We start from the raw sequence: 13893 nt of genomic DNA, 5'->3' as shown, positions 1-13893 counted from the left end.
CGCCACCCCTTTCGCATGTCGCACCGTAGGAGAACCGGGCGACCTGACACACGTCCCGATATTCCGATTATCATCAGCGTTCATGCGTTCCCATGCGCCATCCCTGGTCGGTCGGGACCCCCAACTGGGTCTGCTGGAGAGTGCGTTGTCCGCCGCCCGGCAAGGACGCGGCGGCGTCGTCTTCCTGGTCGGCGAGGCCGGTGTCGGCAAGTCACGGCTGGCCGCCGAGGCCGTGGGCAGTGCCCTGGGGTCCGGGATGCGGGTGCTGCGCGGCCGCAGCAGTACCACGGGTCCGGCGGTGCCGTTCCGGCCGCTGACCGAGGCGCTGATGTCGCTGTTCCGCAGCGGCGAACCGCTCGACGACCTGCCCCTCGGCCCGTACCGTCCGGTGCTCGGGCGGCTGATACCCGACTGGGACACCGGGGAGCGCGACAGCAGCTCCATGGTCATCCTCGGCGAGGCGGTACTGAGGCTGCTGATCGCGGCCTCCCGCGGACAGGGACAGCTCCTGCTGCTGGAGGACCTGCACGACGCGGACCCCGAGACGCTCGGCGTCCTCGAATACCTGGTGGACAACCTCGAATACACCCCGGTGCTGCTGCTGGCCACCGTGCGCACCGACTTCAGCGACGCCCTGGACCTCGCCCAGTCGGCGCGCCGGCGCGGAGCCGCCGCTCTCGTCGAACTCCCGCCGCTGACCCGGCCGGAGGCCGACGCCATGGTCGCGGCGCAGCTCGGCGCCGACGACCCCGGTGAGATACCCGCCCCGGTGCTGCGGCGGCTGTGGGAGGACTCCGCGGGCAGCCCGTATCTGGTGGAGGAACTGCTCCAGTCCATGATCGGGGCCGGCACGCTGGTGCAGTCGGCGGACGGCTGGCGGGCCGTCGGTGACCTGCGCAGCGACGTCTCGTCCACGGTGGCCCGCGGCATCCTGCGCCGTATCGACCGGCTCGGCACCCAGGGCCTGACCCTGCTGTCGGCGGCCGCGGTCCTCGGCAGGCGCTTCCCGCTGTCCGTGCTGCAGCGCATGACCGACGTCGACGACCGGGCCCTGCTCAGTCATCTGCACGCGGGCGTGGCCGCCCGGCTGGTGCTCCCCGACGAGCCCGCCCCGGACTGGTACTCCTTCCGCCACTCCCTCACCGTGGAGGCGCTGTTCACGCAGATGACGACCGGTCAGCGCGCGGAGCTGGCCCGGCGGGGCGCGACGGCGATCGAGGAACTGCACGCCGGGCTCGACGGCGACTGGTGCGCGCTGGCGGCCGGGCTGCGGTGCGAGGCCGGGGACCGGACCGCGGCCGGGCGGCTGTTCGCCGAGGCGGGCGGCCGGGCGCTGGCGGCGGGCGCGCTCGGCTCGGCGGTGACCCTGCTCGGCCGGGCCGAGGAACTCCTCGCCTCCGGCAGCGATCCGCAGGCCCGCGCCGAAGTGCTGGAACACCTGCTGCCGGCGCTCGCCGAATCGGGGGACTTCGCGCGCGCCTTCGACCTGGCCGAGGACCTGCACGTCCTCGACGGGTCGGGGCTGAGCCCGGCCCGGCTGGCCACCCTGCACACCCGGCTGGCCAAGGTCGCGCACACCGCGGGCCGGTGGAACGACGGCAACCTCCAGGTCGCCCGGGCCCGCGAGGTGCTGGCCGGCGCCCCCGACGAGGCCACCGCGGCGGCCGTCGACGTCACCGCCGCCTACCTCGCCCTGGACACGCCCGGCGCGGACCGCACGCAGCACGCGGAGAAGCTGGCCCGGTCGGCCGCCGACACCGCCGAGCGGTACGGGCTGCCGGTCGTCGCCTGCCAGGCCCGCGAGCTGCTGGCCACGGTGGCCCGGGAGCGGGACCCGGACGAGTCCGCCGCGATGCTGGAACAGGCCCTCGCCACGGCCGAGCGGCACCGCCTCCCCCTGCAGCGCATGTACGCGGCGACCCGCATGGGCGGCAACACCTGGCTCGCCGAGGGCGATCCGGCCGGGCTGCTCGCCGCCCGCGAGGAGGCGCTGCGGCTGGGCTCGGTGAACATCGTGCACACCGTGGACGGCATCCTCGTCCTGGACGCGGTGCTGCGCGGCGCGTACGACACGGCCCGCACGGCCGCCGCCGAGTGCCTGGCCGTCGTACGACGGCTGCGGCTCGCCCCCGCGGTCAGGTACGTGCTGATGGCGCGGGCCACGCTGGAGGCGCACCACGGCGACCGTACGGCGATGGAGGCGACGCTCGCCTCGATGGCCAAGTGGGACGGGGCCGGTTCGCAGGAGGAGCCGCTGGGCTTCGGTCTGGCCCGCGCGTTCTGCGCGCTGATGGAGGAGGACCGCGGCCGGGCGCGGGCCGAACTGGGGCGGGTGCGGGAGCTGGAGGCGGGCAACCCCTCCACCTACCATCTCGGTGGCACCCACGGGCTCGGGCTGCTGCTGGACGTGCTGGCCGGCGACGCGGACCGGGCCCGGCACGAGGAGGTCACCGCGACCGCCGTGGCCCGGATGCGCTGGAACCGCCAGTTCGTCCTGCTCGCCGACGCCGTGCTGCTCGGCCGCGAGGGCAGGGGCGGTGCGGCCGCCGAGGCCGTCGAGGCGGCGCTGGAGGTGGCCCGGCCGTATCCGCCCGCCCAGCACCTGGGCCTGCGGCTGATCGCGGACGCGGCCCACCAGGACGGCTGGGGCGATCCGGTCGGCTGGCTGCGGCGGGCCGAGCACCACTTCCACGAGCGGGACGTGCCGGCCGTCTCGGGCGCCTGCCGGGCCGCGCTGCGCCGGCTCGGCGCCCCCGTGCACCAGCACCGCACGGGCACCAGCGGCATCCCGGAGCAGTTGCGGGCGCGGGGCGTCACCGTCCGGGAGTTCGAGGTGTTCCGGCTGCTCGCGGAGCGGCTCGGCAACAAGGACATCGCCGACCGGCTGTTCATCTCGCCCCGCACGGCGGAGAAGCACATCGCGAGCCTGATGACCAAGACCGGGGCGGCCAACCGGGCGGACCTGTGCGCGCGGTCCGCCGCCCTGCGGGCCGGGCGGGCCGGCCCGGGTGAGTAGGCGGACGGCCCGCCGCTGAGTACGGGGGCTCAGGTGAGGGCTCCGGGACGGCTCCTAGCGTGAGGGGCACACCGGTCCCGAGGAGGCAAAGCCCGATGAGCGCAGGCGTGTACGGACGGCAGGTCCCCCGAGCGGCCACCTGGCCCACCGCGTACCTGGTCGTCGTCGGTGTGCTGGGCGGCTGCGGCGCGCTGTTCAACGCGCTCGGCTGCTACGTCTCGATCTTCGCCCTGGACAGCTGCACCGCGGACCACCCGGCGTTCCGCTGCACCGGCCGCGGCCTGCTGACGATGTGGGGCGTGCCGTGGCTCGGCCTGGCCTGGGCGGTCGGGTCGGCGCTGGCCGTGGGGGCGAGGGCGCGCCGGGGCCTGGCGTGGTGCGGGCTGCCCGTGGGCGCCGCCGTCTACGCGGCGGGGCTGGCCGGGGCGTGGGCGGTCATGACGTCGTGACCGGCTCCGGGGACCCGGCCGCCCGCGTGTCAGCCCAGAGTCAGCCCGGTGTCAGCGCTCCCTGGCACTGTTGTTCCTGTGAACGGCACGGGAGACCGGGAGCCGGACACAGGGAGAGGTGCCCGGAGTGGCTTATCGGGGACCTGGAGGCTTGCCTCACGGTCGGGTCCGGAGGACCCGCGCAGGTTCGAATCCTGCCCTCTCCGCCCGTGCCCGCCCGGGCGGGCCGCCGCTGTCACGCGGGGCGCGCCCGGGGGCGGGTCATCCGGTGGCGAAGTCGCGGAGCTTGGTCAGGGAGCCGTTGAAGCGGTCGTGGTCGCCGACCGTGGCGCCGGAGGACGTGTACTGCCACATCGTGTACGAGGACCAGCCCGACGGCAGGGTCCCGGCCGAGGAGGCGTAGCGGGCGATCCAGAGCGGGCTGGCCGAGAAGCCGCCGTAGTTCCCGGTGCACTGGCTCCACCAGCTGGTGGCGGTGTAGATGACGGGGCTGCGGCCGGTGCGGGACTTGTAGCGGTTCAAAAAGTCCCGGATCCAGCTGACCATGGCGCTCGTGGACTTGCCGTAGCAGGAGTCGCCGTAGGGGTTCCACTCGATGTCGAGGGCGCCGGGCAGGGTCTTGCCGTCCTTGGACCAGCCGCCGCCGTGGTCGACGAAGTAGTCGGCCTGGGTGGTGCCGCTGGTGGTGTCCGGGGTGGCGAAGTGGTAGGCGCCGTGGACCATGCCGACGTTGTAGGAGCCGGTGTACTGCTGGGCGAAGTAGGGGTTCTTGTAGTAGGTCCCCTCGGTCGCCTTGGAGTAGGCCCATTTGGTGCCGCTGCCCCACAGCGTCGACCAGGCGACGTCGCCCTGGTAGCTGGAGACGTCGACGCCCTCGGTGAGGTTGGCCCGGGAGCCGGGGGCGGCGGTGTCGGGCAGGTCGGCGGCGCCGTCGTGGGCGAGGACGCCCATGCCCATGTAGGCGCTGCCGCGAATGGGTATGGCGCCGCCCGGGGCCGGCGTGGCGGGCGGACTGGACAGGAGCAGGAGGAGGCCGGTCAGGACGCCGGTGAGGCCGAGTCGTGACGGGCGGCTGGGGAAGGTCATGGAGGTTCGCACGCCATCCATCTGACCCGGCATCGGGTGGTCCCGCACTCCGGGTTCCGCCCAACGAAGCCATCCACGGCCAGGGTTAGGCCAAGCGGGTGTCTCCGCCGCCCGCGCGCCCGCCGGTGGGGGCGGTGCCCGGGAGGGCACCGCCCGTGACGGTCCGCGCGGGACCGGTCAGCCGTCGATGCGGTGCTGGGTCCAGAAGGAGGTGAGGTCGGTGCCGGTGGCGGCCTGGGCGGCGGCCTTGAACTCGGCGGTGGTCGAGACGCCGTACCAGTGCGCGGTGGCGTAGTCCTTCATCAGCTTGGTCATGGCGGTGTCGCCGATCAGGCGCCTGAGGTCGTGCAGCGCGCACTTGCCGTAGCCGTAGACCACGGTGGAGTAGCGCGAGGAGTGGGCGTCCCAGTAGGCCATCGAGTTGGTGATCTTCTCGGCGCCGGAGGCCCAGGAGACGCTGTTCCAGCAGTTGCCGCCGGTCTTGCCCAGGGCCAGGTCGGTGGAGTAGTCGGCGAAGGCCTCGTCCAGCCAGGGGCTGTTGTACTCGTCGTCGCCGACGATGCCGTACCACCACTGGTGGCCGATCTCGTGGGTGAGCGCGGTGGTGCTGACCAGGTCGAGGACGAAGCCGGGGTACTCCATGCCACCGAACCAGTAGTTGTTGTCGATGACCGCGTCCAGTTCGCCGTAGGGGTAGGCGCCGAAGCGGGCGGCGTGGGCGTCGACGGCGGACTCGGCGGTGCTGAGCATCGACTGGGCGCTGGAGGAGCTGATGCCGGAGACGGAGTACACGTTCACCGCGACGCCGGCGGGCGAGGTGCCGGAGATCTTGCTGAAGGGTCCGGCGGCCCAGGCGAAGTCGCGCACCTTGCTCGCGGTGGCGGTGGTGACGGTACGGCCGCTCGTGCCGGGGGTGTCGGTGGAGGTGCCGGTGGCCGGGACCAGCAGGGAGCTGGGGTGGTCGAGGGTGACGTGGAAGTCGGCGGCCAGGGAGTAGAACGACTCGCCGTTGTTCGTGTAGGGGTCGAGGTGCCAGCCGGCGCCGTCGCGGACGGCGAGGACGGGCAGGGCGTTGCCGATAAAGGCGAACGCGCCGTCGTGCCCGAACCGGTCGGCGCCGCTGGGCACGGTGATGCCGAGGTCGAAGCCGATGGTGGTGCTCTGGCCCTGCTCCAGCGGGGCGGGCAGGTCGATCCTGAGGGCGGTGCAGCCGACGGAGAGGTCGCCGGCCGTGCCGCCGGTGACGTTACTGACCTCGATGGGCATCGCCGAGCAGCTGCCGTGGTAGTTGTCCCACAGCCGCAGGTAGACCTCGTTCAGGGGGCTCGCGGAGGCGTTGGTGAAGGACGCGCTCTCGTGCCCGTTCCAGACGGTCCCGGCGCTGTCGCTGCTGAGGCTGACGGTGTAGGCGGGCGCGGCGGGGGTGCGGGTGGAGTCCGCCGGGGGCGGGGTCGTACCGCCGCCGGAGGTGTCGAGGGCGATGTCGTCCAGGACGAAGCTGGTCTGCAGGCTGGTGTCCTCGACACCGGTGAAGGCGAGGTTCACGGTCTGGCCGGCGTAGGAGGACACGTCGAAGGACTTCTCGACGTAGCCGGCGGCGGCGTCGAGGTTCGAGTAGGTCGCCAGCGTGGTGCCGCCGATCTTCGCGGTCAGCTTGTCGTAGGCGGTCGACGAGGTCGTCTCGCCGGTGTCGACGTGCAGCCAGAAGGTGAGGGTGGCGGTGTCGCACCCGGCGGGGACGGTGACGCTCTGGGAGAGGGTGTCGGTGTGGCTCCTGCCGTAGCCGTCGAGCCAGGCGTAGGAGCTGCCGCCGTGGGCGCTCTGCCCGCTGTCGCCGGTGATCACGCCGGAGGTCTGGCTCCAGGGTGAGGTGCCGCTCTCGAAGCCGCCGTTGGCGACGGCCTGGGTCGGTGTGCACGTAGCGGCGGCGGACGGCGGCGCGGCCGCTGCCGGGGTGACGGGGAGGGAGGCGGCGGCCAGCGCGACGACGGTGAACGCGGTCGCGGCGAGCGCCTTGTGGGGGATCGGTCTCACACGCTGCTCCTTCTGCGGCGGCCGGATTCCGGCCTGCTCGATGGCCGCGGGACCGGCTGGGGTGCGCCGGGACGGCCGGGGAACGGAATTGCGCGAGCACGGTGGTGAGTACGGCCAGGCCCTCAGGGGCTGTGGAGCCATGGGGTCGGGGGCACGGCCGTCCGAAAGCCTGACAGATTTGACCAGGGCATGCCAGGAGGAGGCGGGAAGTGGGGGCCGGTGCGCCGCTTCTACGGGAGTAGAGGCTCAGGCACCGCGCAGGACCATGAACACCGCCTGTGCCCGCTCGCCGTCCTGACCCTGCCAGACACCGGCGGCATGACCGAGCGCGCCCTCGGGCGGAGTGGGCGCGGACGGGTCGAGGACACGGTGGACGTGGAGGGTCAGAGCCTGTGGGAGGGGAACGCGCGTGCCCGTGTCGTCGTCGGCGGCGGCCGGGGCGACCGCCGCCGGCAGGGGGCCGCAGGTGCAGGCGCGGGTGACGTCGTGGTCCGGGGTGTCCGTGAGGCTCTGCGCCTGGGCCCGGGCGCGGCCCTCGATCAGGGCGAGCGACTCGGTGACCAGCACCGGGTCGTGGCAGCCGTCATAGACCCAGCGGGTGCCCAGCACGCCGTGCTCCATGGTGCCGACGAGCGCGTGTCCGGCGCCCTCCAGCGGTGCGCCCCGGTAGGTGAGCGGCACCAGGTACGCGGTCGGCTCGGGGCCCGAGGTGTCGGTGACCACCATGAACTCGGTGCCGACCTCGCCCTCCGGGTCGTCCAGCCGGAACCCGCCGGACTTCGCCAGGACCGGGGTGGGGCCGCCCCGGTACCAGGGGCGGGTGGGCAGCCAGGCCGTGAGCAGTTCGAGCTTGGTCGGGCTGACGGTGGTCCGGTGGATGACGGCCATGCCGGTGACGCTCCTCCGTGGCGCGCGGGATACGGGCCCTCGCAGCCTTTCACACCGTCCGCGCCGCTCAGGCCAGTGCCGGCGTCAACCGCGCCCAGGGGTTGGGCGGTTCCCCCGTCACCGGACCGCTGACCGCCGCCCCCCGTTCATGGGCGGTCCGGACCGCGAGCGGGACGAGGGCCTCGGGCACGCCGTAGACGAGGTGGCAGAACCGCTCGGGCGGGTGGCGTGCCGTCCAGGCCGGCCGGGTGAACGCGGCGACGTACGTCGACCAGTGGCCCTCGAAGGTGACGGTCAGGTCGGCGAGGCGGACGTAACCCGGTGCCGGATGGACGCCCGGGTTGAGGACGACGGTTCCGGCGCCGAGCCGCCGCACCTCCCGCAGCAGCCGGCGGCAGGCGGGCAGTCCGTCCGCGGTGGCGGTGACCCGGTCCAGGAAGCAGCCGTCGGCCGCGTACCACTCCTGGTGCCGGCGCACGTCCTCGGTGATCTCGGCCCGGTCCCGTACGCCGTAGTCGGTGTCGACGTAGCCCAGCAGACGGGCCCCGGCCGCCCTCAGGGCCCGGGCGGCCGCCGTGAAGGCGGGGTCCGGGGCCGTGCCCGGCCCGCTCGCGGGGTTGAGGACGACCGCGTAGGTGCGGTCGGCCGCCCCGATCAGCCGGTGCCAGGCGCCCGGGTCCTCGGCCGGGTGCACGTACAGCGGGACCAGCAGGCTCACGGCGTACGCCCGCCGTCCGCGCCCGCCGCCCACAGCGCGTCGAGGGCGTCGTCGAGTCCGTGGGCGGGCCGCCACCCGAGCGCCCGGCCGGCGGCGGTGATGTCGGAGCACTGCCAGGACACCTGCGCGGAGCGCGCCGAGCCCGCTCCGTCCTCCTCCAGCCGGCCCCGGAAGCCGGCCCTGCGGGCCAGGCCCCGCACCAGCTCCCGCACCGGAAGAGCCGTGCCGCCGCCGATGTTGAGGACGGACGGCAGCGGGCCGGTCGCCGTGACCGCGAGGGCGATCGCGCCGGCCACGTCCCGGACGTCGACGAAGTCGCGGTGCGCGGACAGGTCGCCGAGCCGCAGGACCGCGCCGGGGTCCCGGTCGGCCGTGCGCAGCAGCGCGGCCATCCGGCCGGGCAGGCTCGCGGCGGGCGCGCCGGGGCCGACCGGGTTGCCGACGCGGAGCACCACGCCGTCCAGGGCGGACGTGCGCACGGCGACGGTGCCGGCGAGTTTCGTGGCGCCGTACGGGGTGACGGGGCAGGCGGGCGCGGCCTCGGTGACCGGGCTGCCCGGGGTGCCGGGGCCGTACTCGGCGGCCGAGCCGAGATGGACCAGCCGGGCGCCCGGTGCCGCCTCGCGGAGCGCGGCGCAGAGCGCGGCCGGGCCGCGGGCGTTGACCTCGGCCAGCGTCAGAGGGTCACCGCCGGTGGCGCCCGCGCAGTTGACCACGGCGTCGGGGGCGGCCGCCGCAAGGACCTTGGCGAGCTGCTCGGGCGGGTCCGTGGCGAGGTCGGCGCGGAACCCGTCGTGGCCGCGGCGGCCGGCGGCGAGGATCTGCGCGCCCCGCAGGGCGCGCAGCCGCCGCGTCACATGACGGCCCAGGTACCCGGTGCCGCCGAGGACGAGAATGCGCATGCGGTTCTCAGGCTCCCTTGAGCAGGAGGGACTTGCGGCTGGTGAACTCGGCGTTCGCCCGGTCGTAGTCGTCGGGGCGGCCGATGTCCAGCCAGTACCCGTCGAACTCGTAGGCGTGCGGCGGGTTCTGGGTGCGCAGCAGGTCGAGGACCAGTTCGTCGAAGCCGAGCGGCAGGCCCGGGGTGTAGCCGTCGAGGGTGGCACGGCTGAGGCCGTAGACACCCATGGAGACGCGGTAGTCCATGCTGGGCTTCTCGGTGAAGGCGACGACCTTGCTGGCGGCCGTGGTGAGCACCCCGAAGTCGATGTGCACCTTGCGGGCGTACGTGGCGATGGTGAGCGGCGCCGCGGAGTCGCGGTGCCGGCGCAGGACGTCGGCGTAGTCGAGGTCGGTGAGCACGTCGCCGTTCATCACCAGGAACGTCTCGGGCAGTCTCTCGCGGAGGCTGAGCAGCGGGCCCAGGGTGCCGAGGGGGTTGTCCTCGGTGGCGTAGTCGACGGTCATGCCCCACTGGGAGCCGTCGCCGACGTAGGCGCGGATGATCTCGCCGAGGTGCCCTATGGCGATGGTGCAGCGGGTGAAGCCCGCGGCGGAGAGCTGGCGCAGCACGATCTCCAGGATGGCGTGCTGGTCGCCGATGGGGACGAGCGGCTTGGGCAGGGCGGTGGTGTAGGGCCGCAGCCGGACACCCTTGCCTCCCGCCAGGATCACTGCGTGCACGGTTTCCTCCTAGGTCGGTGTGGGGGAACTCGGTGACGTGCCGGACGGGTCAGATGTTGTAGATGCCGGTCTTGTAGCGGGCCAGGTTGGCGGGGTCGCGGAAGAACTCCACGGTGTGCGCGAGGCCCTGCTCCAGGGTGTGGGCGGGCTGCCAGCCGGTGGCCTCGGTGAGGCGGGTGGCGTCGGCGACGAGCCGCATCACCTCGGAGGCGGCGGGGCGGACGCGTGCGGGGTCCTCGCGGACGTCGAGCGGGGTGTTCATCACCTTGCCGATCAGGGCGACGAGGTCGCCGACGGAGATCTCGCCGCCGGTGCCGGCGTTGAAGGTGCGTCCGACGACGTCGGCGGCGGGCGCGGTGCCGACGGCGAGGAACGCCTGCGCGGTGTCCTTCACGTAGCTGAAGTCGCGGGTGGGGCGCAGGTCGCCGAGGGTGAGGGTGCGCTCCCCCGCCGCGACCTGGCCGATGACGGTGGGGATGACCGCGCGCATCGACTGGCGTGGTCCGAAGGTGTTGAAGGGTCTGAGGGTCACCACGGGGGTGTCGAAGCTGGCGTGGTAGCTGTCGGCGAGCCGGTCCCCGCCGGCCTTCGAGGCGGCGTACGGCGACTGGGTGTTGATCGGGTGGTCCTCGGTGATGGGTACGGTCCGGGCGGTGCCGTAGGTCTCGCTGGTGGAGGTGTGCACCAGGCGCGGCGTGCCGAGGGCGCGGACGGCCTCCAGCACGTTGAGGGTGCCGGTGACGTTGGTCTCGACGTAACTGTGCGGGGCCCGGTAGGAGTACGGGATGGCGATCAGGGCGGCCAGGTGGTAGGCGACGTCGGCGCCGTCGAGGAGGCCGCGGACCGAGCCGGGGTCGCGGACGTCGCCGAGGACGATCTCCACGTGGTCGAGGACGTCCGGGGCGAGGGTCTCCAGCCAGCCGTAGGAGGAGAAGGAGTTGTACTGGGCCATGGCCCGGACCCGGTGTCCGGAGGCGACGAGGGCTTCGGTGAGGTGGGAGCCGATGAAGCCCTCGGCTCCGGTGACGGCGGCGAGCGGTGCGGAGGTCAACTCGATTGTCCTTCCGGTCGGTTGGTCGGATGGGTGCGGTGTCGGTGTCAGGCGTGCCGGGCGGGCCGGCCGAGGAGCGCGGGTACGCAGGCCGCCAGGCAGAGGGCCGCGGCGCCGCAGCACAGCGGCAGGGCGGCCGGTCCCGGTGGTAGACGCAGCAGCTGGGCGGCGCCGGCGCCGGCCGCCGCGGTCAGGCAGATCGCGGCGGGCGGCCAGGCCGTGCCGAACGCCTGCAGGAGCAGGGCGGTCCACAGGGTCGCGGCGAGTGGCAGCAGCGTGGCCGGGTCGGCGCCGGTGAGGAGCGCGGCCGGCAGCAGCGGTAGGAGGTAGGCGAGCAGGCACGCGCCGAGGACGGCGGCGGAGCGGAGCAGGAATCCGCGGGGGGTGGCGGTGGCGCGGAGCGCGGCGACGGACAGGCCGCGGTAGCGGTAGAGCAGCCATTCGGCCGGTCCCATGCTGACGGTCAGCACGATCACGGCGTACGGCGCCCGGCTTCCCTCCAGCAGCACCAGGACCGCGGCGGCCAGCCCGAACAGCCCGTACGGCAGAGAGCGCAGCGCAGGGGGCCGGGGAGCGGCGGATTCGGCCGGGCCGGCGAGGGCGCCGCGCAGCGCGTGACCGGTGACGGCGAGGGTGGCCAGGAGGGCGAGCAGGGCGGAGGCCGCGCGCAGGGCGGGGCCGGGGTCCCACCAGGGCAGCGGTGCGGCGCCCGCGACGAGTGGGGTGAGCGCGGCGAGCAGCGGCCGTTCGCGGGCGAGGACGAGCAGGATGCCGGCCGCCGCCAGGTAGACGGACTGGACGGCCGCCGCGAGGGTGACCGTGCCGGGGCCGCCGGTGACGGCGGCGGCTGCCGTGGCGAGGGCCGCGCCCAGGGGTGCGCCGGTCAGGAGGGTGCGGGCGGCCGCCCGGCGGCCGGCCGTCATCCGCAGGTGGGCGCGGTGGCCGAGGGCCTGTCCCCAGGCCCAGGAGACGATCGCGGCCGTGATCAGGCCGGTGAGGTGGCGGCCGGGGTGCCACAGGGGTGCGGTGAGCGGGTAGGCGAGGCCGGGCAGGGCGAACAGCAGGCCGCGCAGCAGGCAGCGGAGGTGGTCGGGGCGCCAGGGGTCGGCGACGGGCGCGGGTTCCGGGAAGGTCCGGGGGACGCGCTCGTACAGGGCCGTGGCGAGGGAGAAGAGGTCGGGGTGGCCGTACCGCTCCTGGATGACCTCGGCGGACAGCCCGTCGGCCTCCAGGAGGGCGGCGACCTCGTAGGGGTGGACGGCGGGGCCGATACGGTCGGCGAGTTCGGCGGCCAGGGTGTTGACGGCGTCCTCGGCCGGTCCGGTGCCGGGCAGGCGGAGGGCGAGGGTGTGCTGGTCGGACCGGGGGCCGCGGACGGGTGGGGTCGCGAGGCGGAGGGCCAGGGTGTCGTGTTCCGTTCCGCCCGGTTCGAGCGCCATGGGTCCGCTCATCCGGCCATGCTCCCCGCGCCGGCGACGGCCCGCCGCGGCTCCGCGTCCGCCGACGGCCTGGTGCGGCCGGGCAGTTCGAGGTAGATGGAGCGGAAGGTGTCGATGGTCTGACGCAGGGTGAACTGCTCGATCACGCGCAGCCGGGCCGCCTCCCCCGTCGCGGTGCGGCGGGCCGGGTCGCCGAGGAGTGCGAGTGCGGCCTCGGCCATCGCGGCCGGGTCGCGCGGCGGGACGACGAGCCCGGTGTCGCCGACGGCCTCGCGGACGCCTCCGACGTCGGTCGAGACGGTCGCCCGGCCGCAGGACATCGCCTCGATGAGCGTGAACGGGAAACCCTCGCTGATGCTGGAGAGCATCACGACGTTGCCGGCGGCGTAGGCGTCCTTGATGTCGTCGACCCGGCCCTCGAAGGTGACGGCGTCGGCGTGGCCGAGTTCGGCGGCGAGGGCCTCGCAGCGTTCCCGGTAGGCCTCGCCGCCCCGGGGTGTGCCGCCGAAGAGGCGCAGCCGGGCGGCGGGCATGCGGGCGCGGACGAGGGAGAAGGCGCGGATCAGGGTCTCCAGGTCCTTGATGGGGTCGACGCGGCCGGCCCAGCTGAGGGTGGGCGCGTCGGGTTCGGGACCGGCGGGCGGGAACGCGGCGGGATCGACGCCGTTGTAGACGGTGCGGATGGACAGCGGGTCGGCGCCGCCCTGTTCCTCCCACAGCCGGTTGTAGCGGTTGCCCGGGGTGATCAGCGCGGCCCGGCGGTAGCTCTCCTCGGCGAGCAGCCGGAAGAAGCCGAGGACGACGGCCTTCACCGGCCAGCGGTAGGGCGCGGTGCGGTAGCCGAGGTAGCGCTCGCGCAGGTAGACGCCGTGCTCGGTGAGGAGCAGCGGGACGCCGTGGCGGTCGAGTGCGGCCAGCCCCGGCAGGACGGCGACTCCGCCGCTGACCGCGTGCGCGACCCCGTCCCGGGGCGGGGGTGCGGCCAGCGGGCGCAGGGCGTGTTCGAGCAGGGCGGTCGCGGTGACCGCGTCGTGCAGGGTGGGCCGGGCCTCACGGACGGCGAGCCCGGGGCGGGTCCACACCGCGGCGAGGACCGCCACGGCGCGGTCGCCGCGCAGGAACGGGCTCAGCGTGCCGTCGGCGGCGGCCCGCGCCAGGGCGTACAGGGCGGGTGCGAAGCCGTCCTCGGCGCCCGGGTCGAGGAGTGCGGTCAGGAAGCGCTCGTAGGCGGTGGTGAGCCGCCGCTGTGCGCGGCCCCTGGCCGGCTGCCCCTCGGGCGGGGCGCCCCACATGGGGACGGAGTTCACGGTCCGGACGTGGCCGGGCAGGTCCCAGACGACGGGTTCGTGTCCGGTGCCGGTGACGGCGACGACGTCGAAGTCGAGGTCGGGCATGCCCTGGACGAGCTGGTCGCACCAGACGCTGACGCCGCCGTGGCTGTGCGGGTAGGTGCCTTCGGTGAGCAGGGTGACGCGCGCCGCGCCGGGGCGGCGTGCGCCGTGGTGAACGTGCATGGCTGTGCTCCACGGCCGAGGTGTGGGGTGGTCGTGCCCATGCCGGTTCCGGCCGCCGCCGGGGCGGCCGGAACT

11 protein-coding genes and 1 tRNA gene are annotated in these 13893 nt (G+C 74.4%); 3 read left to right on the top strand and 9 right to left on the bottom strand.

Annotated features, from left to right (window positions below; translation table 11 throughout):
* Window positions 1-82: 82 nt before the first annotated feature.
* From DBP14_RS33610 to DBP14_RS36275, 3 genes are all read left to right on the top strand, one after another.
* Window positions 83-3016: a LuxR family transcriptional regulator gene (locus DBP14_RS33610; RefSeq protein WP_129311397.1), complete on the top strand. Its 2934-nt coding sequence runs from the start codon at window positions 83-85 to the stop codon at window positions 3014-3016.
* Window positions 3017-3111: 95 nt separating this feature from the next.
* On the top strand, window positions 3112-3465 hold the full coding sequence (locus DBP14_RS33605; protein ID WP_129311396.1) for a hypothetical protein: 354 nt from the start codon (window positions 3112-3114) through the stop codon (window positions 3463-3465).
* Between the two features lie 112 nt (window positions 3466-3577).
* Window positions 3578-3671, top strand: a tRNA-OTHER gene (locus tag DBP14_RS36275).
* 55 nt (window positions 3672-3726) lie between these two features.
* Here the strand turns inward: DBP14_RS36275 and DBP14_RS33600 are convergent.
* The 9 genes from DBP14_RS33600 to pelF form a co-directional block, all read right to left on the bottom strand.
* Window positions 3727-4572: a lysozyme gene (locus DBP14_RS33600; RefSeq protein WP_164992462.1), complete on the bottom strand. Its 846-nt coding sequence runs from the start codon at window positions 4570-4572 to the stop codon at window positions 3727-3729.
* 156 nt (window positions 4573-4728) lie between these two features.
* A complete protein-coding gene (locus DBP14_RS33595; protein WP_129311395.1) occupies window positions 4729-6585 on the bottom strand; it encodes a M1 family aminopeptidase in 1857 nt (618 codons plus the stop codon).
* 246 nt (window positions 6586-6831) lie between these two features.
* Window positions 6832-7473: a 1,4-alpha-glucan branching protein gene (locus DBP14_RS33590; protein WP_129311394.1), complete on the bottom strand. Its 642-nt coding sequence runs from the start codon at window positions 7471-7473 to the stop codon at window positions 6832-6834.
* A 67-nt stretch (window positions 7474-7540) separates the two neighbouring features.
* Complete coding sequence (locus DBP14_RS33585; protein WP_129311393.1) at window positions 7541-8191, bottom strand: spherulation-specific family 4 protein; 651 nt, start codon at window positions 8189-8191, stop codon at window positions 7541-7543.
* Complete coding sequence (locus tag DBP14_RS33580) at window positions 8188-9093, bottom strand: NAD(P)-dependent oxidoreductase (RefSeq protein WP_129311392.1); 906 nt, start codon at window positions 9091-9093, stop codon at window positions 8188-8190. The genes DBP14_RS33585 and DBP14_RS33580 overlap by 4 nt, the downstream gene beginning before the upstream one ends.
* Before the next feature lie 7 nt (window positions 9094-9100).
* Window positions 9101-9814 carry a sugar phosphate nucleotidyltransferase gene (locus tag DBP14_RS33575; RefSeq protein ID WP_129311391.1) on the bottom strand — a complete coding sequence of 238 codons (714 nt, stop codon included), beginning with the start codon at window positions 9812-9814 and terminating at the stop codon, window positions 9101-9103.
* A gap of 49 nt (window positions 9815-9863) precedes the next feature.
* Window positions 9864-10865, bottom strand: a complete 1002-nt coding sequence (locus DBP14_RS33570) for a GDP-mannose 4,6-dehydratase (RefSeq protein ID WP_129311390.1) — start codon at window positions 10863-10865, stop codon at window positions 9864-9866.
* 47 nt (window positions 10866-10912) lie between these two features.
* Window positions 10913-12316, bottom strand: coding sequence for a hypothetical protein (locus DBP14_RS33565; protein WP_129311389.1), 1404 nt, complete (start codon window positions 12314-12316; stop codon window positions 10913-10915).
* Window positions 12313-13818 (bottom strand): GT4 family glycosyltransferase PelF, encoded by a 1506-nt coding sequence (pelF, locus tag DBP14_RS33560; RefSeq protein ID WP_129311388.1) that lies wholly within the window; start codon window positions 13816-13818, stop codon window positions 12313-12315. The genes DBP14_RS33565 and pelF overlap by 4 nt, the downstream gene beginning before the upstream one ends.
* Between the last annotated feature and the right edge of the window lie 75 nt (window positions 13819-13893).

The sequence above is a fragment of the Streptomyces sp. L2 genome (assembly GCF_004124325.1).
Classification (GTDB): Bacteria; Actinomycetota; Actinomycetes; order Streptomycetales; family Streptomycetaceae; genus Streptomyces.
Note: the sequence above shows the minus strand (reverse complement) of the source record. Positions and strands in the feature narration are given on the sequence as shown.

What these genes read in the sequence shown, in the direction of transcription:
- DBP14_RS33610 (WP_129311397.1), top strand. Translation starts at nt 83, where the DNA reads ATGCGTTCCCATGCGCCATCCCTGGTCGGTCGGGACCCCCAACTGGGT.
- DBP14_RS33605 (WP_129311396.1), top strand. Translation starts at nt 3,112, where the DNA reads ATGAGCGCAGGCGTGTACGGACGGCAGGTCCCCCGAGCGGCCACCTGG.
- DBP14_RS33600 (WP_164992462.1), bottom strand. Translation starts at nt 4,572, where the DNA reads ATGGATGGCGTGCGAACCTCCATGACCTTCCCCAGCCGCCCGTCACGA.
- DBP14_RS33590 (WP_129311394.1), bottom strand. Translation starts at nt 7,473, where the DNA reads ATGGCCGTCATCCACCGGACCACCGTCAGCCCGACCAAGCTCGAACTG.
- DBP14_RS33580 (WP_129311392.1), bottom strand. Translation starts at nt 9,093, where the DNA reads ATGCGCATTCTCGTCCTCGGCGGCACCGGGTACCTGGGCCGTCATGTG.
- DBP14_RS33565 (WP_129311389.1), bottom strand. Translation starts at nt 12,316, where the DNA reads ATGAGCGGACCCATGGCGCTCGAACCGGGCGGAACGGAACACGACACC.
- pelF (WP_129311388.1), bottom strand. Translation starts at nt 13,818, where the DNA reads ATGCACGTTCACCACGGCGCACGCCGCCCCGGCGCGGCGCGCGTCACC.